We start from the raw sequence: 22,306 nt of genomic DNA on the forward strand, positions 1-22,306 counted from the left end.
TTTTTAAGGTTCTGAGCTACTAAGGTTCTGAGGTTCTAAGTTTTTCTCTTTGTAAAAAAGCTTAGTAACTTAGCTGCTTAGCAACTTTTATTTTTGTTTTTGTTTTTTTAGGGCTTTGAGTTACTGAGATCCTGAGCTAAAAAACCTTAGCATCTTAGAGACTTAGTACCTTTTTTATTTTTGATTATTTTTCTGAAAAGGTTTTGGTTTTCCAGGGCCTTTATTGTTTTTGTTGCTTTGAATTTTTGGCTGTCCCGGTGGTGTAATTTTGTTCGACATGCGTTTATTGGTACGCAATAAATCGGTTGTATTTAAAAGCTCTTCTGTGCTTTGTAACAAGTTGATCTTTCCACCAGACAATTCAAATAAATGTTCAAAAATTACATCGTCTTTTACAGTGTCCTTATTCCAGCTCAGGTATGATTTTTTCATGTGGTTGGCGATCACCAATACCAATGCATTTTTCATTTCGCCTTCGTCCCATTTATTGGCTACATCAATCATGTACTTGATGTTGTTACCATAGAACCTGTATTTTGGAAAGTTTTGCGGATATTGTAAAACATCCGGTTTTAACTGCAATACATCTCTTGACGGAATTGGATATGGCGATTCTACATCTAATTTAAAATCAGACATAATGAAAAGCTGATCCCATAACTTATGTTGAAAATCGGGCACATCACGCAAATGCGGATTCAGACTTCCCATTACCTGAATAATGTATTTTGCAGCTTTATTGCGCGTATCGGCATCTTCAATTGCAGTTGCCTGATCGATCAGTTTTTGCAAATGACGACCATATTCAGGAATGATTAATCGTTGTCTTTCAGAATTGTATTCTAAATTAAAAACAACATCATTTGCGACTTCTTTTTTATATTTTTCGATCATAAGTTATAATGAAACTATACCTTCTATTGTAGAAACTTCTTTGTATTTATCAATGACATCGTCAGAGCTATTCATTGTAACATCTACAGAAACGCTGGTAAATTTACCTGTTTTAGATTTTGTTGTTTTGATAACCGCACCCATACTGTCAAAAGCTTTTTCAACGCGCTCAACATTATCGGCGACTGAAGGCACTATAAATTTATATAAATATTCAGCTGGCCAGGTATTTGCGTTATCCAGCTCTACTTTTAATCTTTCGTAAAATTCGGCTGTGTTTTTTTCTTTATCGTTCTCCATTCGTAATTAAAAATAAAGGCAAATATACGGTTTTGATTTCAGATTTCAGATTTTTGATTTTAGATTTTTTGGGATGAAATTCATGATACTTTTTTGCCACAAATTTCACGAATTTTCACTAATTAAAAACGGTTTAAAAATTGTAAATATCATATAGTTTAGATTTAGGTTGTAAATTAAAAATTCGTGTAAATTAGTGAAATTCGTGGCTAACTTTTATATTTGAAAAACTTTGCTGCAAAAATGTAGCACAAAGTCGCAGAGCCGCAAAGTTTTTTACGTCAGCACTTTTAAATTCTAAGACTTCCCCTTTAAAACCGAAATACGATGAAAAAATATATCTTCTTACTTTTTACAATTCTCATCTTTTTCAATATTCAGGCACAGGAAATAAAAACAATGACTTATTTCCAAAATGATACAATCAAACTAGATCTGGATTTGTATTTGCCTCAGAAGAAAACCAACGAAAAAATTCCGTTGATCATTTTTGCTTTTGGTGGTGGATTTTCTGGTGGAGACCGTACACAAGAAAAAGATTTTGGAATGTTTATGGCTAAAAACGGTTATGCAGTAGCCAGCATTTCATACAGTTTATACATGAAAGGAAAAGATTTTGGATGCAAAGGAACTTTAACTGAAAAGATAAAAGCAATTCAAATTGGCGTGAGCGATATGTGGCAGGCAACCTCCTTTTTGATTGAAAATGCAAATAAATATAATCTTGATGCTTCAAAAATATTTATTTCGGGAATTAGTGCGGGAGCCGAAATTGGTTTTCATGCCTCGTTTTGGGATTATAAACTGATGAATTTGTACAAAAATAATTTACCTGAAAATTTTAAATACACCGGCTTCATTGGAGGCTCGGGAGCAATTCAGGATATTAATTTAATTACTACAGAAAAAGCAATGCCAATGTTATTATCACACGGAAATAAAGACGATACTGTTCCTTATGCCGCAGGATCTCACCGCTCCTGCCCTACAAACGCTTCGGGTTGGCTGATTCTTTTTGGATCTTATGCGGTTTACAATCAAATGAATGATTTACATAAAGACGTTGAACTGATTACGTTTTGCGGTGGCGGACATGAATTCTCCGGATATCTTTTTCATGATGGCAAACAATATGTTTTGGATTTTGTGAATGATGTTTTGAGTGGAAAGAAATTTGAATCGCATTTGATTGTGCCTTCGAAGAAGAAAGGTTCGGGTTCTGGAAAGTATTTGTTTTGTGATTAATTTTAAAAATTACAATCAAAAGCTCCAGCGGAGCAAAATATTTATAGCCAATTTTCATGTTTATATTCCAAAGCTCCAGCGGAGCGATATATAGATTTGCAAAATGTCACCCCGATGGGGTTTTACCAAAGAATCTCATAATTCCCTATAAATATGATGTCCCGTTGGGACTAAACAAACATTTCATATTTCTATTTAAAACTGGACTAAAGTCCAGCTCTACAATATTTGTCGAGCCGATGGCTCTTTTCCGTTTTAGGTCCGGAGGAACGATCTATTTTGTAGAGCTGGATTTTAATCCAGCACCATAATATTTTGTCGAGCGTATGACTCTTCCCTATTTAGTTCCAGACGAACGATTTATTTTGTAGAGCTGGATTTTAATCCCGCATAATTACAAAAATTGCGAAATCATTCGCTTAAAGCAAAATAATCTTTTTAAATACCAATAACTTTAGGTAAATTTGCGCTTTATTTTTAGAAAGTGCAAAAACAAATCATAGTACTCATTGGTGGCCCGGGAACGGGAAAATCTACTCTTATCAACGAATTGGTGGCTCGTGGCTACTGCTGTTATCCTGAAATTTCAAGACAAGTTACTCTCGAAGCCCAACAACGCGGAATCGAGCAATTGTTCCTGGAACAACCTTTATTGTTTAGCGAAATGTTGTTGGAAGGCAGAATCAAACAATTTGAAAACGCCATTGAAGAACCGGATAATGTAGTTTTTATAGATCGCGGAATTCCTGATGTTGTGGCTTATATGGATTATATAGGTGATGAATATCCGGCGCATTTTGTAAAGGCTTGTGAGGATTTTAAATACACCAAAACTTTTATTTTACCGCCTTGGGAAGAAATTTACGAAAGCGACACAGAACGTTACGAAAATTTCGAACAGGCATTAACAATTCAGAAGCACCTTGTTGAGACGTATAGCAAATATGGCTATAATTTAATTGAAGTGCCTAAAGATACGGTTGAAAACAGAATTCTTTATATCTTAGATAAAATTTAGGCAGGCGGTTTAAAGTTGTAAAACTAGAACTGATTTCTAAATTTTTAACTTTAAAACCAAAGCTATGCCAGAAGCACAGGAAATTCTTTTAAAATACTGGAAACACGACAGTTTTAGACCGTTGCAAAAGGAAATTATTGACTCGGTTTTAGAAGGTCAGGATACTTTTGCTTTGCTCCCAACGGGTGGCGGAAAATCGATTTGTTTTCAGGTTCCGGCAATGATGCAGGACGGAATTTGTTTGGTGATTTCTCCTTTGATCGCTCTTATGAAAGATCAGGTGGCAAATTTACAAAAAAGGGAAATTAAAGCCATTGCGCTGACTGGCGGAATTCACACGGAAGAAATCATTGATCTTCTCGACAATTGTCAATACGGAAATTATAAGTTTTTATATCTTTCTCCTGAAAGACTTCAGTCTGATTGGATTTTGGAACGCATCAAAAATCTTCCTATAAATTTAATTGCTATTGATGAAGCGCATTGTGTTTCGCAATGGGGACACGATTTTCGTCCGGCTTATCTGAAAATTTCTGAGCTTAAAAAATATTTTCCTAAGATTCCTTTTCTAGCATTGACAGCAACAGCAACTCCAAGAGTTATTGAAGATATCAATACAGAATTAGGTTTAAAAGCCCCAAAACTTTTTCAGCAATCATTCGAAAGAAGAAACATTGCTTACATGATTTTTGAGGTCGAAGACAAATTGTATCGTACCGAACAAATTTTGAAGAAAAATCCACAGCCTTCTATTATATATGTACGAAATCGAAAATCATGTTTGAGTATTTCGTCACAATTACAATCATTAGGATTCAAGGCAACTTATTATCACGGTGGACTTTCGGCAAAAGAAAAAGATAAAAACATGCAGTTGTGGATGTCGGAACAAGCACAGGTTATTGTAGCCACGAATGCGTTTGGAATGGGAATTGACAAAGACAACGTAAAAACGGTTATTCATACACAACTTCCTGAAAATATAGAAAATTATTATCAGGAATCCGGAAGAGCTGGACGAAATGGCGAAAAAGCTTTTTCAGTTTTGCTTTATAACAATTCAGATGCAAATCAAACCGAACAGCAATTTTTAAGTGTTTTGCCGGATAAGAAGTTTTTAAAAACGATGTATGTCAAACTTTGCAACTATTTTCAGATTGCCTATGGTGAAGGTTTAGATGATACTTTTTCTTTTAAACTAAATCATTTTTGTCATAAATATGAGTTTCCCACTTTAAAAACTTATAATGCATTGCAGTTTTTAAATCAACAGGGAATCATTACACTATCACAGGAATTTTCAGAAAAAATCACACTACAGTTTTTAATCGAATCAAAAGAAGTGATTCGATATACGAGTCTGAATCAAAATGATGAGGAAATTATTCTGGCGATTTTAAGAACGTATCCCGGAGTTTATGAAATGAAAACTCCTTTTAATCTTTCTTTGATTGCAAAAAAATCAAATCATACAGAAGAACAGGTTTTGGCTGTTTTAGAAAAACTTAGAGAAAAAGAAATCATCGAATACAAATCGAAAAACAACGACGCTACTATATTATTTAATGAAGTTCGCGAAGATGATCTTACCATAAACAGGGTTTCGAAATATCTGGAAAAACAAAATCAGCTAAAAAAAGAACAACTTTTATCTGTTCTACATTATATAAAGGAGAATAAAACCTGCAAGAACCGTTTGATTTTGGATTACTTTGGAGAAGAAACAAAAGAAAACTGTGGCGTTTGTTCATATTGCATTACTCAAAAAGGAAAAATCACCGAAGCTGATTCGATTGCAGATAAAATTCTGCATTTACTAAAATCGGCCGCTTTAACTTCGAGAGAAATTCAGACACAAATAAAAATGGATGCCAATGATATTATTTTGGTGCTTCAGGAATTATTAGAAAACAATCATATTACCATTCAACCCAATAATAAATACACTTTAAAATCATAATGGAAAAATTGAGAATTATATTTATGGGAACTCCGGAATTTGCTGTTGGCATTCTGGACACCATTATTAAAAACAATTACGATGTTGTTGGCGTTATTACGGCTGCTGATAAACCGGCCGGACGTGGACAAAAAATAAAATATTCGGCAGTGAAAGAATATGCACTGGCGAACAACCTTACTTTATTACAGCCGACTAATTTAAAAGACGAAACTTTTCTGGCGGAATTAAAAGCTTTAAATGCTAATTTGCAAATCGTGGTTGCTTTTAGAATGTTGCCAAAAGTAGTATGGGAAATGCCAAGTTTAGGAACTTTTAATCTTCATGCCTCTTTATTACCTAATTATCGCGGAGCAGCACCAATCAACTGGGCAATTATTAATGGAGAAACTAAAACAGGCGTAACAACTTTTTTTATTGATGATAAAATTGATACCGGAGCTATGATTTTAAATTCTGAAATTGCAATTGAGCCATCAGAAAGCGCCGGAGAATTACACGACCGATTAATGAATTTAGGAAGTACAACTGTAATTGACACTTTAAAAATTATTGAAAACGGAAATGTAACTACTACAATTCAGGAAGATAACGAAGAAATTAAAACTGCTTATAAATTAAATAAGGAAAATTGTAAGATTGACTGGACTAAATCTGGCGACGAAATCAATAATTTAATTCGCGGATTAAGCCCTTATCCGGCAGCGTGGTGCTTTTTGAAGGATAAAAATGAAGAATTAAGCATTAAAATATATGAGGCAAAATTGGTTTTGGAATCACATTCTTTTGAAATTGGAAGCTTAATTAGCAGTAAAAAAGAAATTAAAATCGCTATTAAGAATGGTTATATTTTACTTTTAAGTTTGCAGTTACCTGGAAAAAAAAGAATGCAAGTAGCTGAATTACTAAATGGTATCACTTTTACAGAAGACGCAAAAGTCTATTAAGACCAATAAAATGGGGGTTTTTACCTGTATTATTTGACTAAACAACCTGCTTTATGAACAAAAAAAGCAAGTTATTAACAATTTTTGCTAAATTTAAAGAAAACACTTGCAAGGAACGGATTTCCTATTAAATTTGTGTATTAACAATTTTTTTTTTAACCAACAATTAATAACTAATTATTATGAACAAATCAGAATTAATCGATGCTATCGCTGCTGATGCAGGAATTACAAAAGCTGCGGCAAAATTAGCTTTAGAATCATTTTTAGGAAATGTAGGATCTACTTTGAAAAAAGGCGGAAGAATTTCATTAGTAGGTTTTGGATCATGGTCGGTATCTGCTAGAGCTGCTAGAGACGGTAGAAATCCTCAAACAGGAAAAACTATCAAAATCGCTGCTAAAAATGTAGTGAAATTTAAAGCTGGTGCTGAATTAGAAGGTGCAGTGAACTAAGTAAGAAAGTTCTCTAAACTTATAATATAATTAAAACCCTCCTTATGGAGGGTTTTTTTGTACGGTTTAACGATTTTATTTGGTTTTTTTAAAATTTTATAACTAAATTTAATAAAAATTGTAACCGTATGATTTCAGAAAAATTAAAAAAAGGACACCTGCTTATTGCCGAGCCTTCTATAATTGGAGATTTATCATTTAATAGATCGGTAATTTTATTAGCAGACCATAACAAGGAAGGATCAATAGGATTTATTATCAATAAACCCTTAAAGTACACTATTAATGACTTAATTCCTGAGATTGATGCCACTTTCAAGATATATAATGGCGGTCCTGTAGAACAGGACAACCTTTATTTTATTCATAATATTCCGGAATTAATCCCAAATAGTGTGGAGATTTCTAATGGTATATATTGGGGAGGTGATTTTGAATCGACCAAAGACTTAATAAACGACGGATCTATTAATAAAAATAACATTCGTTTTTTCTTAGGATACACAGGTTGGGACGAAAATCAGCTCGAAAGTGAGATGCAGGGTAACTCCTGGATTATTGCCGATAATAATTACAAAAATAAAATTATCGGAAAATCTACCACTCATTTTTGGAAAGAACAAATTATTGAGTTGGGCGGAGATTACGTTATTTGGTCAAATGCACCTGAAAATCCATATTTGAATTAATTCTCAGCAATGGATTCGTTTAGTTTTTGTATTAATAAATGAGCCAGATTACTTGTAAACTCTTTTTTTCGATATTTACTTATCGACTGTATCCCTGTGATCACATTTGTAAGAAATAATTCGTCAGCTTTTTGAAGATCAAATGGCGAAATTATTTCTTCTGATACTTCTATATCTGTAACTTTTTTGGCTAAAGCTAATATTTGTTTACGCATTACACCATTCAAACATCCTTCAGAAACTGGAGGCGTGATTAGTTTTTTACCTGTTACCATAAATAAATTCCCCTGCAATACCTCAACAACATTTTTTGCATCGTTAAGCAAAATACAGTTTTCCAATCCATTTTCGTGCGCAAAAATACTTCCGGTAACGTTAATCATTTTATTCGTCGTTTTAATAGACGATAACAATTGCTTGGTTACATAGAAATCTTTATACAAATCAACTTCATAAGAATCAGTATTTAACGCATATAAAGCACTATCAAGTGCAGTTGCATGAATTAAAAACGAAATTTCATTCGTTTGTGGTAAATACAACCCTCCATCATTTCTAAAAACTGTAATTCTTGCTCTGGCAGATGCTGAAATTCCTTTTTGCTGTACCAGGCTTAAAACCTGTTCTTCAAAATATTCCATTGTAAAGTTCATCGGAATTTCCATTCGAACAACACGCATAGACGCCATTAACCTGAAATAATGATCTTCAAGAAACAAGATTTTGTTATTGATTATTTTTAGCGTTTCAAAAACACCATCTCCGTACAAAAACGCACGATTTTGAGTTAATACATTATCGTTTTGCGCTACTATGTTTCCGTTAAAATTGATCATAAAAAAACCCTGAATTTTGTTCAGGGCAAATATAAGGCATAAAATAGACTTTTACTAAACAGATCCTATAAGATGTTTTAGATCTGAGATCTGATTCTCCCACAATTGTTTAGCTTCGCCAACTTCTTCTTTTTCTGCAAAATCAACTACCATTAATGATACATCTTTAGTTAATTCATCAACTAAAATATGCAATTCAAAAAAGTATTCAGTGTCTTTACTACTTTCGTCGACCCATTTAAACTTTACTTTTTCACCTGTTTTCTTAGATGCTAAACGTGCTTTTTCCTGCGAATCGTTCCAAATAAAAGTGAAAAATTCACCTCTTGAATTTACATTGTCAGCAAACCATTCTGATAAACCTGACGGAGTTGATATATATTGATATAATAATTGCGGCGAAGAATTTATTGGAAACTCTATTTCGTAACGTATTTTTGGATCCATGTGCTACTTTTAATTTTTTCGAAATATAAGAATATATGTCCAAAAACAATGCGTTTTTAAAAATATTTTTTTTTCTTCATTTTATGCTTGTAAGCTCTAATAAAATTTTTATATTTGCACCCGCAATGAGGAACACGGTTCACTTGCAATCTTGGCGAGGTAGCTCAGTTGGTTAGAGCGCAGGATTCATAACCCTGAGGTCACGGGTTCAACTCCCGTCCTCGCTACAAAAAATAAACCCTTAATCATCAATTGATTAAGGGTTTTTTATTGGAATTAATTCTATTTAAACCTAACTTTACACTATATAAAGAACATTATTTCCTTGATATTTTTAAAACTAAGTAATTCACAAACAGCAACATGGACATAGTAAAATTTAAAATCACATCTAAAACAATAAAAGTAGAGGTCCGAAATTCGAATAATTATGTTTTTAATTTCAATACTGCTTTAGAAATTGCAAAAGAAGACAAAGATGTTTTATTAAAACTATATAACGCGCTGGATATTCTTTTTAAGAAAGAAACTACGAGTGAGGTCAAAAATTACATTTCGCCCAATCAAACCAATATACTGGACCAGATTTCTGCTGTTGACAATTCAGAAGAAGAGAAATAGACAAACCATTCACTCTTTAGTAAATTAGTTTTATATTAGCTATAATGCAAACGAACATCTCTTTTTTAGTAAAAATCAGGAGTTCGGGAATAGCAAAATTAAATTTGATTAAAATTTCTACTAATTTAATTCAAAACAATAATGGCAAATCAACTTGAGAATACGATACATAAAGCATATACCGCTTTTAATGACAGAAACATTGAAAACGCATTGTCGACAATGCAAGAAGATGTACAATGGTCAAAAGCCTGGGAAGGCGGTTATATAAGTGGCCACAATGAAATTAAAGAATACTGGACAAGACAATGGACGGAAATAAACCCAAAAGTAGAACCTGTTGGCTTTGATGAAAGAGAAAATGGAAGCTTAGAAGTTAAGGTGCATCAAAACGTAAAAGATTTGCAAGGTGGTTTAATCTTTGACGGAATGGTAAAACATATTTATACTTTTCAAGACGGATTAATAAAAACGATGGATATTGAATTGGTAGAAAATAATTAATATTGAATTCCTAAAATAAAAAACATGTCTATAAAACAAGAATCAGAATTAATTGGAATGAAAAAGGCAAGTGAAGCTGTTGCTTTTACTTTGAAAGAAATGAGAAATTTTGCCAAACCAGGCATGTCTACAAAGGAATTAGACAACTATGGCGGGCAAATTCTGAATGACTTAGGTGCAAAATCAGCTCCATACCTGACTTATGGTTTTCCGGGATGGACATGTATAAGTGTAAACAATGAATTTTGTCACGGCATTCCGTCTGATAAAAGAATTCTTAATGAAGGTGATTTAATTAACATTGATGTTTCTGCAGAACTTGATGGCTTTTGGTCTGATAATGGGGGTTCATTTGTTATTGGAACAGATGTAAACGAGCACCAAAAATTGATTGAGGCTTCAAAACAAATTCTACACAAAGCAATTTATAATATTAAGGGTGGAGTTCGCATTTCTGATATTGGCTTTTTAATCGAAACTGAAGCTAAGAAAAAAGGATACAAGGTCATTAAAAATTTAACCGGCCACGGAATTGGAAGAGGTCTTCATGAAGAACCACATGAAATAGCGAATTACAGAGATCGATTTAACCTGACAAGATTCAGGAAAAATTCGGTAGTTGCAATTGAAACTTTTATTTCGACAACCTCAACATATGCCGAAACTTTACAGGACGGCTGGACAATGGTTGGCAATAAAGGTGGTTTTATGGCACAGCACGAACATACGATTGTTGTTACAGAAGGAAAACCTATTGTATTGACTGAAACGAATGGTATTTGGAATTAACAAAAACTGTTAATCTAATATTCTAAAAACAACAAAGCCTTAATGAATCATTAAGGCTTTGTTGTTAAAACTATTTTTTATTGATTGGAGGAATTTTTTCTATCAGATTTCTCCAATAACGTTTTGGCATATGCTGAATATGCAGTTTCATATTTTTTCTTGACTCAATATTTACACTGCTAAAATAACGTTTCCAAAGATGCTGGAAAAACTCTTCCTGCTCGTCGCATATTTCAGTTAAAAATTTAGACGAAACTGGCCCCTGATTAAATTCTAACTCTACGGTCGAAAGATTTTCAAGATCATAATAAACTCCATATTTACGCTTTGCATCATAAATTAACCAGCGCTGATCTGCATAGCGATTTTTAAAATGATTTTCTATAAGATGCAATACATCGCATTCGGGTTCGATTATAGCATAATAAAGCTGGTCTTTGGTTAATTTAAAACGCACAAATGCTTCCATCCTATGCGCTTCTTTTCCGGTCAGTCGGGTTGCCTTTCGTATATCCCAAACTGCAGCATTATTAAAATCCTCTTCTACATTTTTTGTGGTCGAAAAAATATATTGAGCAAACTGAAACATGGTCTGCTCTATATGATTTACTTCAGACAAAAATGCTTTATGAAAACTTGAAAATCCATCTGCCGAAAGGCGCTGTTTTAGTCCGTTTAAAACACGATTCGCTTTTTTAAAATCTGTTATCACAACATGATTGGATGAAAATAACAAAGCATCACAAGCGCTATTTTTACTAAAAACAGTATCTTCCAATTTATATTCATAAATCTCAAATACGGCTGTTAGCCATCCTTCATAAGTTCCATCGTAAATTACCAGTATCATTTTGATTAAAATAAGGCAAGTTGGTTAGAAAAATCATTTTTATATTTACTCTTCTGGATATTTAAAATCTTATCCTTGATTTGAATTGAAGTTAAATCCTTCTGCATCTGAAACGGTGTGGCAAAAGCCAAGAAATACTGTGACCTACTATAAGCAATACCAAATTTTTGTAAATCATGAGGAACTAGTTTCTTAAATTTTCTGGCGGCAACAATTTTCTGCGCGCCCAAATAACCAATTCCCGGAATGCGTTTAATAAGTTCTATATCGGCAGTATTAATATCAACCGGAAATTGATGCAGATTTCGCAATGCCCATCCTAGTTTGGGATCTATGTCAAGATCAAGATTGGGCTGATTTAACCCAACAATTTCATTAACGTTAAATCCATAATATCGAATTAACCAATCGGCCTGATACAAACGGTTTTCTCGAATAATAGGAACTGGTGTACCAATAGCCGGAAGCCTATTATCGTTACTTATTGGAACATATCCGGAATAATACACACGCTTCATATTCATCTTTTGATAAAAATAATCTGCCATGCCCAGAATCTCCAGATCATTTTCTTTTGTTGCACCAATCACCATTTGTGTACTTTGACCTGCGGGCGCAAAAAGTGGTGCTTTATAGTTTAGTTTTTTCTCTTCTTTATAACCAACAATTTCATTTTTAAGATATTCCATTGGTTGAATCACGTCTTTGTGGTTTTTATCCGGAGCAAGTAATTTTAAACTTTGCTCTGTTGGCATTTCAACATTTACACTTAAGCGATCTGCATACATTCCGGCTTCTTTGAGCAATTCATCACTGGCTCCTGGAATCGCTTTAAGATGTATATAACCATTGAAGTTTTGTTCTAATCGCAATTTTTTCGCAATCCTAACCAAACGTTCCATGGTATAATCTGCATTATCAAAAATACCGGAACTCAAAAAAAGCCCTTCTATATAATTTCTTCTGTAAAAACCTATCGTAAGATCAACCACCTCATCAACAGTAAAAGCGGCCCTTTTAATGTCGTTGCTTTTTCGGCTTACACAATAAGCGCAGTCAAAAATACAATGATTGGTCAGTAAAATTTTCAGCAATGAAACGCAACGCCCGTCTTCTGTATAAGAATGGCAAATACCATAACCTTTTGCATCTCCTAATCCTTTATCCTTATTTTTTCGATTACTTAAAGCCGAAGAACATGAAACGTCATATTTTGCAGCATCTGCCAATATTCCCAGCTTCTCCATCACTCTCTCGTTTACCATTTTTACCTTTTTATTTGATTGGAAATAAATTTGTTTCGATCAAAATTAGTTATAGATCGTTACAATTTTATAATTTTCATTGTTCTAAATTGTATCAAAATTATCTTGCATTTTTATTTTGTAGCTGAAAGATTTTTAAAAACTTTTAGATCTTCTTTACTCTAAAATTTTCAAAAAAAATGCGTTAAAACCGTCGTGATATAATAGTTTTTAGACATAAAAAAATACATTTGTCAAAACGAAAACAAAGTGATCCTTTAATCACGTATTACCAACCGGAAAAGATTGTTGCATGGATACTGAGAAATTTATTTTCTGCCTCGAGGGTGTTCCTGATGTAGATGAAATTAGAACTACTGATGTGGTCAAAAATCTGGAAGAAATTGCCCTTGACCAGGGAATTGCAAGCATTTACAAAACCTGTGACACGATTGAAGGTTTAGAAGAAAGTTTGAATGTATTGCTTTATGAAGATCATAATTTTAAGGATTATGAAATTATTTATCTCGTTATGCCAGGTCAGGAAAACAATATATGCCTTCATGATTATTATTATAGCCTTGAAGAAATAGCCGAACTTTTTGAAGGAAAAATGAAAGGAAAAGTCATTCATTTTGCCAATAAAAAAATATTAGATTTAAGCGAAGAAGAAGCCCAATATTTTCTGGATGTAACCGGTGCACGCGCCATTTCGGGTTATGGATCAACCTATAATAAAATTGCGAGCTGCAGTACTATTGACAAAGCTTTTTTTAGTTTATATCAGGACAACGAGGATCTTATTGAAGTGGTTGAAGAATTATACCAAAAACATCATGCACTTTGCCAATTGCTTGATTTTAGATTGTACTATTTTAAACAATGAAAATAAAGCCGGACGAAAAAGTAAAAACATATGAAGCAAAGGGATTTCGTGAAAAATTTCTTGGCGAAGAAAATCCAATGCATTTACTTTTCAAATCAAACTCTGATCATTTTTTTTGTTTAAAGATGGAAGAAATGATGCAGTTACAATTTCCTGTTCCGCCCTCTAAACACAGTTGTCATACTTTGCTATTTGTTACTTCCGGCACACATGTAATGAAAGTGGGTTATAAAGAATATCAAACTGTTTCTAATGAAATTATTATGGTTCCTGCGGGTCAGATTTTTTCAATAGAAAATGTAAACAGCACACATACCGGTTATATTTGCCAATTTCATCCTGATATTTTAATTGGAAAATATGGCAATCGAGAAATGATCAATGATTTTGATTTTTTAAAAATATCAGGAAACCCAAAAATTAGTTTAGCAGAAGAAGACGTAAAATCCATTATAGCAATTTTAAGTCGGTTGCAGCAGGAATATTTAGGAACCCAAACTGCAAATCTAAATATTGTACAGTCCTATTTAATTGCATTGTTTTATGAAATGAATAAAAACAGTGTACAAACTTTTAAGAGTATTTCTGCTGCCGAAGTTCTTTCATCCAAATTCAAAGAGTTAATTCACAATAATATCAAGACACACCATCAGGTTAATTATTATGCTTCGTTACTGAATGTTACACCTAATCATCTGAACAAATCTGTAAAATTTGTAACTGGTCAATCTGCAGCCAAATGGATTGAAGAAACCATTTTATTAGAAGCCAAATATTTACTCTTTCAAACTACTTTTTCGGTAAGTGAAATTGCTTTGCAGGTTGGACATGAGGATCATTCTTACTTTAGCAGATTCTTTAAAAAACACGAAGGCATTACGCCTATACAATACCGAAAATTGATTGATAAGTCCTAATTATTGATTACGAAATCCTAGTAAAGTTACTGTTGATTTATTGAAATTTGCCTTGTAAAAAAGAGCAAATTATGATTTATGTTTTTAAAACAACTGTTGATTCAAAATCCAAATTAGAATCAGCAACTGCAATACTTCACAAATTATTACCTTATGCATTATGGAATTTTGACCTGGAAGATTGTGATAATATTTTAAGAATCGACAGTGAGACAGAAATATCCGAATCAATTCTTAAAAACGATATTTTTGATTGTATCGAATTAGAATAAAAACCACACACTCCTCTTCTTTCCCAACCTTAATTTATTTCTATGGAAACTGCATTACATCAAAACAAAACATTCGACACTATTGATTATTCCGATCAAAAATTATCCGACAACGAATTTATAAACTGTGAATTCATCAATTGCAATTTCTCTAAAAGTGATTTCAGTTATATCGATTTTTTAGATTGTACTTTTAAAAACTGTAATCTTTCATTGGCAGTCCTTAAAAATACAGGTCTAAAAAACATCAAATTTATTGGCTGTAAATTAATGGGTTTGGATTTTAGCTCGAGTAACAGTTTTTTGTTTTCGATGAACTTTCAGGATTGCATGCTTGATTATTCGACTTTCATTTATAAAAAATTAAAGAAAACCCAGTTTATTGATTGCTCTTTGAAAGATGTTGATTTCTCGAATACAGATTTGTCTCTGGCTATTTTTAAAAACTGTGATCTTTCTAATGCCACTTTCGTGGAATGTATTTTGGAGAAAGCTGATTTTCGATCTTCAAGAAATTATGCTTTTGATCCATCTGAAAACAAAATTAAAGGAACCAAAGTTTCTCATACTGCGCTTGCGGGATTATTAGAGAAATTTGATTTGGATATTGAGTAGGGTTTGTTTCACGCAGATTTTGCAGATTTGAGCAGATTTTATTTTTAATGATAAAAAAAGGGATGCAAAAATGCATCCCTTTTTAAACTAACTCTATAAAAAATTCTTATTTAATCCAACGTGGATCTCCAATTGCATTATCTTTTAAAGTTTGATTACCAATTGTAAAATCACCATTTGCAGCGTTTGTAAATTGTGGATCGGCTACAATTCCGCCAGCATCAACTTTATTCAAATTAATTGATCCATCCATAAAACTTGCTGCATTGTAATAGTAATTTTTAGCAAATGTCGGCTCTTTTGTAGTAGACTGATTTGTATAAATTGCAGTTGTCTCAGTAATCAAAGTATTTCGTACTATTGACGCATTGTCATTAAAACGAAGGTATAATATTCTTTTTGGTGCTGCTGTATTAGATACTTTATACAAGGTACAGTGATCAATTAATACATTTGTTGTTAAACCGGTGCCTGAGAAACCACTATTAGCCGGTGCAACAGCGTCAACTCTAACAAAATCACGACTGGTCGAGCAATTGTCAAATGTGCTGTTTTTAAGAATAATATCCGCAATATAAGTAGCTCTGAAATCAATTAAATCTGCACCTACATTTGTATTTACATTTCTAACAATACTATTGTCTACAGTAAACGATCTTACTTTTGTTAAGAGAGCATTCGCAGAAATTAAAGCACGTGTGTAATCATGAATCTTACAGCCGCTTATTAAAATATCATCATATGTACTCGAAGCGCCTGAAACTGTAATAAGAGCAGAATTATTAATTCCGGTTCCATCCAAATCTAAATCAATTAAACTTAAAGAGGATGCTCCTGCCGCTGCTGTAAAAGTTACATTTACTAATGGCTTGTCATAGCGTTTTACCCCTCTAATTGTAATTGGTTTGGTTAATATGATATCACCAATATAAGCATTATAATCTCCTGGCATTAGATACAGTTTTGCACCTGCTGCCGCTTGTGTAATTAATAAATTTAAATTATCTCCAGGGTTAACTACAGTACCTGTACTTACATCAACGCCTGTGGTAAAGGTTAGCGTACCTCTTGTTTTAAGTCCATTTAGCAATGTAGCCGTGTAGGATGTGTCTCCACTAAGTCCTGTTACGATAGCAACTCCTGCAATTTTTTCTTCAGCAGTTATTGTGTGTGTAATACCTCCCGGAGCAACACTAATTTGTGTTACATTGCTATTAGGCGTCCATCTTACGGTAACAGATGTTCCTTCAATATCAGTTTCCTGAATAGGGAAGAAAATTTGCTCTGATAATGTTGTTGCTGTAACAACAGACCACGCAGAGTCATCTAATCCTGATGTACTCAATGCTTTTACTCTAATTGAATATACGGTTTCACCCTCTAATGCAACCTGAACTGGCAACTGATCTTGTGTAACATTTATTGTTTTAAAAATTGTTTTAAATTCAGGATCGTCTGCACTAAATTCAACAACATAATGATCAACAACCTGATCTTGTTTTAGACTCCAGTTAAGTTCAACCGTAGTTTGATTTTTAACCTTTGCTGTAAGTTCAATAGGAGAAAACTCTTTGCTCACATTGAGATTTTCTATTACTGCTTCATTATAACTATCACAGCCTGAAACTGCAATTGTGAGCAATAATGACATTATTAATCCTTTAAATATATATTTTGTTTTCATAAACATGATGTCTTATAATTAATTAATAATTGTTGAGATTAATAATTGTAATCATTAACCAATTTACCATTACTTCCATCAATAAACACTTGCCATATTGGCCAGAATTGTCTGTTATCAGGATTAACACCAGCTTTGTAAAGCGTATTTATCTTAGTATCGGTTGCTGTGCCTGTCCATGTCCATTCAAAATCTGTGTAATCTGCGCCCGGCTTAACAACTTCTCCTCGATTTAAACCATATATATCTAAACTTACATTATCTGATTTATATTTAAAATATAAAGTAGCCGGTACGTCAGAATATTCCCCTATATGTTGAGATAAGTTTGTCATTTTTACTTTGGCTTCATCTAATTTTGCTTTCAGTAAATTCCAACGAATAAGAGCCTGTTTACGTTCCATTTCTCCTGTAAACTCATATTTATTCTCTTCAACAAGAGCATTAAACATTTCAGCTTTTCCTGTTAAAGCATCTACATAACTTTCAACTTTATCAGCGTGAACTGCTGCCGGGAAAGCTCTTCTGCGTATTTCTTTTAAATATGGTGCTGCTGCAGATGGCCCTTCTATTTCATTGGCTGCTTCTGCTGCAATTAAAAGTACCTCGGCATAACGCATATAAATTTTATTTACACCATCATCATTTGTTGAAGTAACAAAACGCGTCATCCATTCGTAACGATATTTTCCAAAATACCAAGTATTTAAAGCTCCCAGTTCCTGTTTTGCAATGTTATTTACAGCTGTACCATATTTATAAGGCACACAAGTAACATCTCTACGAGTATCTGCCTGATCGTAATCGTAAAAAACAAAAGGAAGTGGTCCTGCAGTTCCTCCACGATTTGCTCCATTTGCATGAAATTGATCGTTTGTTGTGTGACGCACTGCAAATGTAAATAACATACGGCCTCTACCTTCTGAAAACGGAAGTTCCCAAAGAGATTCTCCACCTGCAACTATGTATTCCTGATTGTATTTTCTCCAAAATGTTTCAAAAGAAGTCTCTAAATGTGCTGATCCGCTTGAAATTACAGAACGACATTCTGCTAATGCCAAGGCGTACATATTAGGAACCGATAGTTCAGGATCTGTACTTCTTCTTACACCATCAGGATATTGCTGGTAACCACTTGCTACCATTGCCAATCGTGCACGAAAACCTTTTACGAAAGCTTTATTAATTCTTTCAACACTTGTTGTTGCTGCAGTTTCACCCGGCCACGGAACTAATGTTGCCGCTTCTCCTAAATCTGCAAGAAGCTGTTTGTAAATTACATCTCTACTTGTTTTTTCAATATAAAGTGTTGCATTGTTCACCGGTTCAAATCTTGCAGGTACATCTCCCCATGCTTTTATCAAATCAGCATAATAAATTGCTCTTAATGTCAACGCTTCTCCCAATAAATAACCCAGCTCAGATCCTGCTGTTGGATTACCATAAGTACGTAAACCACGAATACAAATATTAGCACGCTCAATTCCTGAATACATCATTGCCCAGGCATTGTTTGTTGTGTTCATTTGAGAATTATTCTTTTGTGCATCATAAGTACATAAATCTGAAGCATCACTTACAGTTTGAGAAGAATTATACCATTCCACATCGGTATTTAAACCGTAAAAAGGAAGAAAACGACCTCTGTAAGAGTTGGTTTCTGCAAACGGAATTTTAATTCCGTCAATTGCGCCTTCCGCTAATCCCGGACTAGAAAAAATAACTGATTCGTCTAATGTTGATTCTGCCGGAGCATCTAAATAATCATCTGAGCAGGAAGTAAATATACTTGCTAGAATAATTCCTGCTATTAATATTTTATGTTTCATCTTGTGAAAGTTTTACTGAATTAAAAATTAAGGTTTAAGCCAAATATCAACTGTCTGCTTCTTGGATAAGCTGAATAATCAACTCCAGGAGTAAGCGGTGAATTTCTTCTTGTTGAAGATTCAGGATCGGGACCTGTGTATTTAGTCCAAACAAAAACATTACTGGCTGTAAAATAAAATCTCAATTTGGAAATTCCTAAAGCAGAAGTTAAATCATTTGGTGTTGTATAACCTAAACTCAAAGTATTAAGTCTCAAGAAAGACCCGTCTTCAACAGCCCAGTCACTAAAAACATAACGTGGCATATAAGGTGACCACATTGATGTATTTGCATTTAAGGCAGCCAAACCATCAGGATCTGTTACTAATTGTCCTGAAGCCGGATCAAGGTTTGTCCATCTTTTTCCATCAGCCATTTCAGAATTTAAATTCCTGTATTGTCCATTTGGAACCGAAGTAGAAAATTCAATTTTGTTTGCATTATAAACATCATTTCCAATGCTATAGTTAAATGCCGCAGAAAGGTCAAATCCGTAAGCATTTGCATTCAACACAAAACCTCCCGTACTTTTTGGATTTGCATTTCCAATAACAGTTAAATCATTAGCATTTACTTTACCATCGCCGTCAATATCTTTTAATTTCATTGCACCCGGTTTCATGGTTCCAACAATAGTAGTACCGTCTGGTACTCCGGTTTTTAAAGTGTAAGTTCCTCCGTTATAGTCAAAATCAGACACTTCATAACGTCCATCACTTTTATATCCGTACATAAGTCCAATAGGTTCTCCCGCATTTACTAAGAAGTCATTTCCAATAGCTGTAGAAGCCCATCCTGAACTCGCTCCGAAATTACTCATTACGCCTAGCGAATTAATTTTATTGGTATTAAATCCAGCATTAAAAGAGATGCTTACTCCATACTTACTTCTTTCAATAAGATTTAGGTTTAAAGTTGCCTCAACACCACTGTTTTGCACCTCACCCATATTTCTGTATTGATAATCATATCCTCCTCCTGCAATTGGAAAGTTTATTAATAAATCTTTCGTGATATTTTTATAAACCTCAACAGATCCTGTAACACGATTTTTGAATAAGTCAAAGTCTAAACCTATGTTTTGTGTTACTGTCGTTTCCCATTTTAAATCCGGATTAGCCATTGTTTTAGAAGCTGCCCAGAAATTATCAACACCATTAATCCATGTAGAAGTAGAAGATATGAAACTTTGAACCATTTGCCCAGTTGGTATATTATTATTACCAGCCTCACCGTAACTTACTCTTAGTTTTAGCAAATTAACCCATGAAGCATTTTTCATAAATTCTTCTCCTGAAATTTTCCATGCTGCTGCTGCTGCCGGAAAAAACCCCCATTTATTATCTCCTAAAAATTTACTTGAACCATCTGCACGATAAGTAGCCGTAAAAAGATAGCGATCTTTATAATCATAATTCACACGACCAAAGAAAGAGAGCAATTTATCATCCGGAAAATAGAAATTATCAACCGAAACCGGTGTTCCCTGAGTTGTCAGTTTTTTTGCCTGATCTAAACCAAAAGATAAAGGATAACCATGAAGTGCAGTATTCACATCATTTCTTTGATAGTCTATAGATTCTTCACCTAAAAGGAATTTTAAACTATGATTTTCTCCAACTATTTTTTTAAGATCATAGTTAAGCGTATTTGCATTTCTAAAACGAGTGTCTTTTCTATCTCCTAATATCATAGCTGGCATGCCTTGTCTTTCTGCCGCAGGATTATTTTTTACATAATAAGTTGAACGCCCGTAATAACGATAGTCTAAATAATTGTAGTTATCAAGACCTAATTCTGTTTTAAACACCAAATCTGAAGTAAGTTTCCATGAAAAACTACCTAACAAATTATAGTTTTTTCTGAATTGCTGGCGATCGGTATCATAAATAGCCACAAAAGGATGTGTTAGATTTTCAGAAACTGCTTCATCTGTATCATCTGTTGTTAAACCCGGAACTGGAATAGGAGCATAACCTACAACATTTTTTAAACGAGAGTCTGCAGACGAAACCTCATTTTGTTCATTCATCCCTCCACCATTAATTTCCGTGTCTGAATAACGTACTGTAAATGAAAGATCTACTTTATCAGAAGCTTTACTATTCAACGCTAGTGATAAGTTGTTTCTATTAAAATCTGAACCCAGCATAATTGCTTTTTCATCATAATGAGCATAGTTAAAATTATAATTCATTTTATCAGAACCACCACGAATAGATAAGTCACGGCTCTGAACTTCACCCGTACGTCCAAAAACTTGTCTTTGCCAATTATTGCCTTTCATGCCTTTGTACATATCATAATCATTCCATGAACCAAAATATTTCTCATAAGAGCTTAAATCAGTATTATCCTTAAGTGAAGCATATTCATACTGCCACTTAACATAATCTTCCGGAGAGGTAACACCAATAGTATTGGCTATTTTTTTCATACCGTAAAACATATTATAGTTTACGGAAATCTTACCATCTTTACCTTTTTTTGTAGTAACAATAACAACTCCATAAGCACCTCTGGAACCGTAGATTGCTGTAGATGAAGCATCTTTTAATATGGTCATCGTATCAATATCAGAAGATGAAATATCATTAATATTATTTACCGGAAATCCATCTACTATATATAAAGGAGATGCATCTTGTGTTAAAGAACCGTTTCCACGAATCCTAATCTGAACATTTGAATCTGGCGAACCTTCAGAAGAAGTTACCTGAACCCCCGCTATACGTCCTGTTAAAGCTTCTGCAACGTTAGGAACTGGAATTTTTCGCATCTCATTTCCGGAAAATGTAGCAACAGCACCGGTCAAATCAGATTTCTTTGACGTTCCATATCCAATTACTACAACTTCATTTAAGTTATTAGAATCTTCAGCCAATGAAATATCAAGCTTCGTTTTTCCTTCTGTCGAGACTTCTTTGGTTTTAAATCCTATAAAAGAGAAATTAAGAATTGCCTTCGCATTTGTTAGTTTAAGTTTATAACGACCATCAAAATCTGTAGAAGTACCATTCTTGGTACCTTTTTCCAACACGTTAACGCCGGGAAGCCCCATACCCGAAGCATCTTTTACAGTACCTTCAAGCGTAACATTCTGCGCACTTATTTGATTGCTCATAAATAAGCCTAATAAGAAAACTAATGCCAGACAGCATTTTGTTTTTTTATTAAATAAATCTTTAAAATTCATGGTTTTGTGTTTAAGTTATTAATTAGTCTAGTTTTTAGTGGTTTTTTGTTTTTTCTATATTTTTCTAT

General features: G+C 33.5%; 22 protein-coding genes and 1 tRNA gene. 14 read left to right on the forward strand and 9 right to left on the reverse strand.

Annotation, left to right across the window (positions count from 1 at the left end; genetic code table 11):
• Positions 1-174: 174 nt before the first annotated feature.
• Together AC4FQ3_RS13935 and AC4FQ3_RS13940 are read right to left on the reverse strand one after the other, a co-directional pair.
• Complete coding sequence (locus tag AC4FQ3_RS13935; protein ID WP_042567279.1) at positions 175-894, reverse strand: DUF4290 domain-containing protein; 720 nt, start codon at positions 892-894, stop codon at positions 175-177.
• Between the two features lie 3 nt (positions 895-897).
• Positions 898-1,194: a DUF493 family protein gene (locus AC4FQ3_RS13940; RefSeq protein ID WP_491182231.1), complete on the reverse strand. Its 297-nt coding sequence runs from the start codon at positions 1,192-1,194 to the stop codon at positions 898-900.
• A gap of 327 nt (positions 1,195-1,521) precedes the next feature.
• Here AC4FQ3_RS13940 and AC4FQ3_RS13945 point away from each other — a divergent pair, with 327 nt between their 5' ends.
• The 6 genes from AC4FQ3_RS13945 (at position 1,522) to AC4FQ3_RS13970 (ending at position 7,508) form a co-directional block, all read left to right on the forward strand.
• On the forward strand, positions 1,522-2,439 hold the full coding sequence (locus AC4FQ3_RS13945; RefSeq protein ID WP_491182232.1) for an alpha/beta hydrolase family protein: 918 nt from the start codon (positions 1,522-1,524) through the stop codon (positions 2,437-2,439).
• A gap of 484 nt (positions 2,440-2,923) precedes the next feature.
• Complete coding sequence (locus tag AC4FQ3_RS13950; protein ID WP_073396467.1) at positions 2,924-3,457, forward strand: AAA family ATPase; 534 nt, start codon at positions 2,924-2,926, stop codon at positions 3,455-3,457.
• A gap of 64 nt (positions 3,458-3,521) precedes the next feature.
• Positions 3,522-5,417 carry a RecQ family ATP-dependent DNA helicase gene (locus AC4FQ3_RS13955; RefSeq protein WP_491182233.1) on the forward strand — a complete coding sequence of 632 codons (1,896 nt, stop codon included), beginning with the start codon at positions 3,522-3,524 and terminating at the stop codon, positions 5,415-5,417.
• Positions 5,417-6,364: a methionyl-tRNA formyltransferase gene (gene fmt / locus AC4FQ3_RS13960; protein ID WP_042567274.1), complete on the forward strand. Its 948-nt coding sequence runs from the start codon at positions 5,417-5,419 to the stop codon at positions 6,362-6,364. The genes AC4FQ3_RS13955 and fmt overlap by 1 nt, the downstream gene beginning before the upstream one ends.
• Before the next feature lie 182 nt (positions 6,365-6,546).
• Positions 6,547-6,819 carry an HU family DNA-binding protein gene (locus AC4FQ3_RS13965; protein WP_042567273.1) on the forward strand — a complete coding sequence of 91 codons (273 nt, stop codon included), beginning with the start codon at positions 6,547-6,549 and terminating at the stop codon, positions 6,817-6,819.
• Positions 6,820-6,947: 128 nt separating this feature from the next.
• Complete coding sequence (locus AC4FQ3_RS13970) at positions 6,948-7,508, forward strand: YqgE/AlgH family protein (RefSeq protein WP_073396461.1); 561 nt, start codon at positions 6,948-6,950, stop codon at positions 7,506-7,508.
• On the opposite strand, the gene AC4FQ3_RS13975 is transcribed toward AC4FQ3_RS13970, so the two are convergent.
• Both AC4FQ3_RS13975 and AC4FQ3_RS13980 read right to left on the reverse strand, forming a co-directional pair.
• Positions 7,505-8,344, reverse strand: coding sequence for an aminotransferase class IV (locus AC4FQ3_RS13975; RefSeq protein ID WP_491182234.1), 840 nt, complete (start codon positions 8,342-8,344; stop codon positions 7,505-7,507). The genes AC4FQ3_RS13970 and AC4FQ3_RS13975 overlap by 4 nt on opposite strands.
• A 54-nt stretch (positions 8,345-8,398) precedes the next feature.
• Positions 8,399-8,791 carry an START-like domain-containing protein gene (locus tag AC4FQ3_RS13980; protein WP_026984135.1) on the reverse strand — a complete coding sequence of 131 codons (393 nt, stop codon included), beginning with the start codon at positions 8,789-8,791 and terminating at the stop codon, positions 8,399-8,401.
• Between the two features lie 153 nt (positions 8,792-8,944).
• On the opposite strand from AC4FQ3_RS13980, the gene AC4FQ3_RS13985 reads away from it, so the two are divergent.
• From AC4FQ3_RS13985 to map, 4 genes are all read left to right on the forward strand, one after another.
• A tRNA-Met gene (locus AC4FQ3_RS13985) sits at positions 8,945-9,018 on the forward strand.
• Positions 9,019-9,154: 136 nt separating this feature from the next.
• Positions 9,155-9,412: a hypothetical protein gene (locus AC4FQ3_RS13990; protein WP_318800931.1), complete on the forward strand. Its 258-nt coding sequence runs from the start codon at positions 9,155-9,157 to the stop codon at positions 9,410-9,412.
• Between the two features lie 141 nt (positions 9,413-9,553).
• Positions 9,554-9,916, forward strand: a complete 363-nt coding sequence (locus AC4FQ3_RS13995) for a nuclear transport factor 2 family protein (protein ID WP_302093392.1) — start codon at positions 9,554-9,556, stop codon at positions 9,914-9,916.
• A gap of 24 nt (positions 9,917-9,940) precedes the next feature.
• Complete coding sequence (gene map, locus AC4FQ3_RS14000; RefSeq protein WP_491182235.1) at positions 9,941-10,705, forward strand: type I methionyl aminopeptidase; 765 nt, start codon at positions 9,941-9,943, stop codon at positions 10,703-10,705.
• A gap of 70 nt (positions 10,706-10,775) precedes the next feature.
• Here the strand turns inward: map and AC4FQ3_RS14005 are convergent, their stop codons facing one another.
• Both AC4FQ3_RS14005 and AC4FQ3_RS14010 read right to left on the reverse strand, forming a co-directional pair.
• The gene (locus AC4FQ3_RS14005; RefSeq protein ID WP_491182236.1) at positions 10,776-11,555 is read right to left on the reverse strand and encodes a TIGR03915 family putative DNA repair protein; all 780 of its coding nucleotides are present in this window, start codon (positions 11,553-11,555) and stop codon (positions 10,776-10,778) included.
• A gap of 5 nt (positions 11,556-11,560) precedes the next feature.
• On the reverse strand, positions 11,561-12,820 hold the full coding sequence (locus AC4FQ3_RS14010) for a putative DNA modification/repair radical SAM protein (protein WP_491182237.1): 1,260 nt from the start codon (positions 12,818-12,820) through the stop codon (positions 11,561-11,563).
• A 292-nt stretch (positions 12,821-13,112) separates the two neighbouring features.
• Here AC4FQ3_RS14010 and AC4FQ3_RS14015 point away from each other — a divergent pair, with 292 nt between their 5' ends.
• The 4 genes from AC4FQ3_RS14015 (at position 13,113) to AC4FQ3_RS14030 (ending at position 15,489) form a co-directional block, all read left to right on the forward strand.
• Complete coding sequence (locus AC4FQ3_RS14015; protein ID WP_042567265.1) at positions 13,113-13,685, forward strand: DUF6642 family protein; 573 nt, start codon at positions 13,113-13,115, stop codon at positions 13,683-13,685.
• Positions 13,682-14,602 carry a helix-turn-helix domain-containing protein gene (locus tag AC4FQ3_RS14020; RefSeq protein ID WP_073396447.1) on the forward strand — a complete coding sequence of 307 codons (921 nt, stop codon included), beginning with the start codon at positions 13,682-13,684 and terminating at the stop codon, positions 14,600-14,602. Before AC4FQ3_RS14015 ends, AC4FQ3_RS14020 begins: the two co-directional genes overlap by 4 nt.
• Positions 14,603-14,673: 71 nt before the next feature.
• On the forward strand, positions 14,674-14,874 hold the full coding sequence (locus tag AC4FQ3_RS14025) for a hypothetical protein (RefSeq protein WP_042567263.1): 201 nt from the start codon (positions 14,674-14,676) through the stop codon (positions 14,872-14,874).
• Between the two features lie 42 nt (positions 14,875-14,916).
• Positions 14,917-15,489 carry a pentapeptide repeat-containing protein gene (locus AC4FQ3_RS14030; protein ID WP_302093396.1) on the forward strand — a complete coding sequence of 191 codons (573 nt, stop codon included), beginning with the start codon at positions 14,917-14,919 and terminating at the stop codon, positions 15,487-15,489.
• A gap of 106 nt (positions 15,490-15,595) precedes the next feature.
• Here AC4FQ3_RS14030 and AC4FQ3_RS14035 read toward each other — a convergent pair whose 3' ends face one another.
• Genes AC4FQ3_RS14035 through AC4FQ3_RS14045 form a run of 3 tightly spaced genes read right to left on the reverse strand, consistent with a single transcriptional unit; the run spans position 15,596 to position 22,238 of the window.
• The gene (locus AC4FQ3_RS14035) at positions 15,596-17,173 is read right to left on the reverse strand and encodes a DUF5123 domain-containing protein (protein ID WP_491182238.1); all 1,578 of its coding nucleotides are present in this window, start codon (positions 17,171-17,173) and stop codon (positions 15,596-15,598) included.
• 38 nt (positions 17,174-17,211) lie between these two features.
• The gene (locus AC4FQ3_RS14040) at positions 17,212-19,002 is read right to left on the reverse strand and encodes a RagB/SusD family nutrient uptake outer membrane protein (RefSeq protein WP_491182239.1); all 1,791 of its coding nucleotides are present in this window, start codon (positions 19,000-19,002) and stop codon (positions 17,212-17,214) included.
• Between the two features lie 20 nt (positions 19,003-19,022).
• A complete protein-coding gene (locus AC4FQ3_RS14045) occupies positions 19,023-22,238 on the reverse strand; it encodes a SusC/RagA family TonB-linked outer membrane protein (RefSeq protein ID WP_463459937.1) in 3,216 nt (1,071 codons plus the stop codon).
• Between the last annotated feature and the right edge of the window lie 68 nt (positions 22,239-22,306).

Source organism: Flavobacterium sp. AK-345, assembly GCF_058310175.1.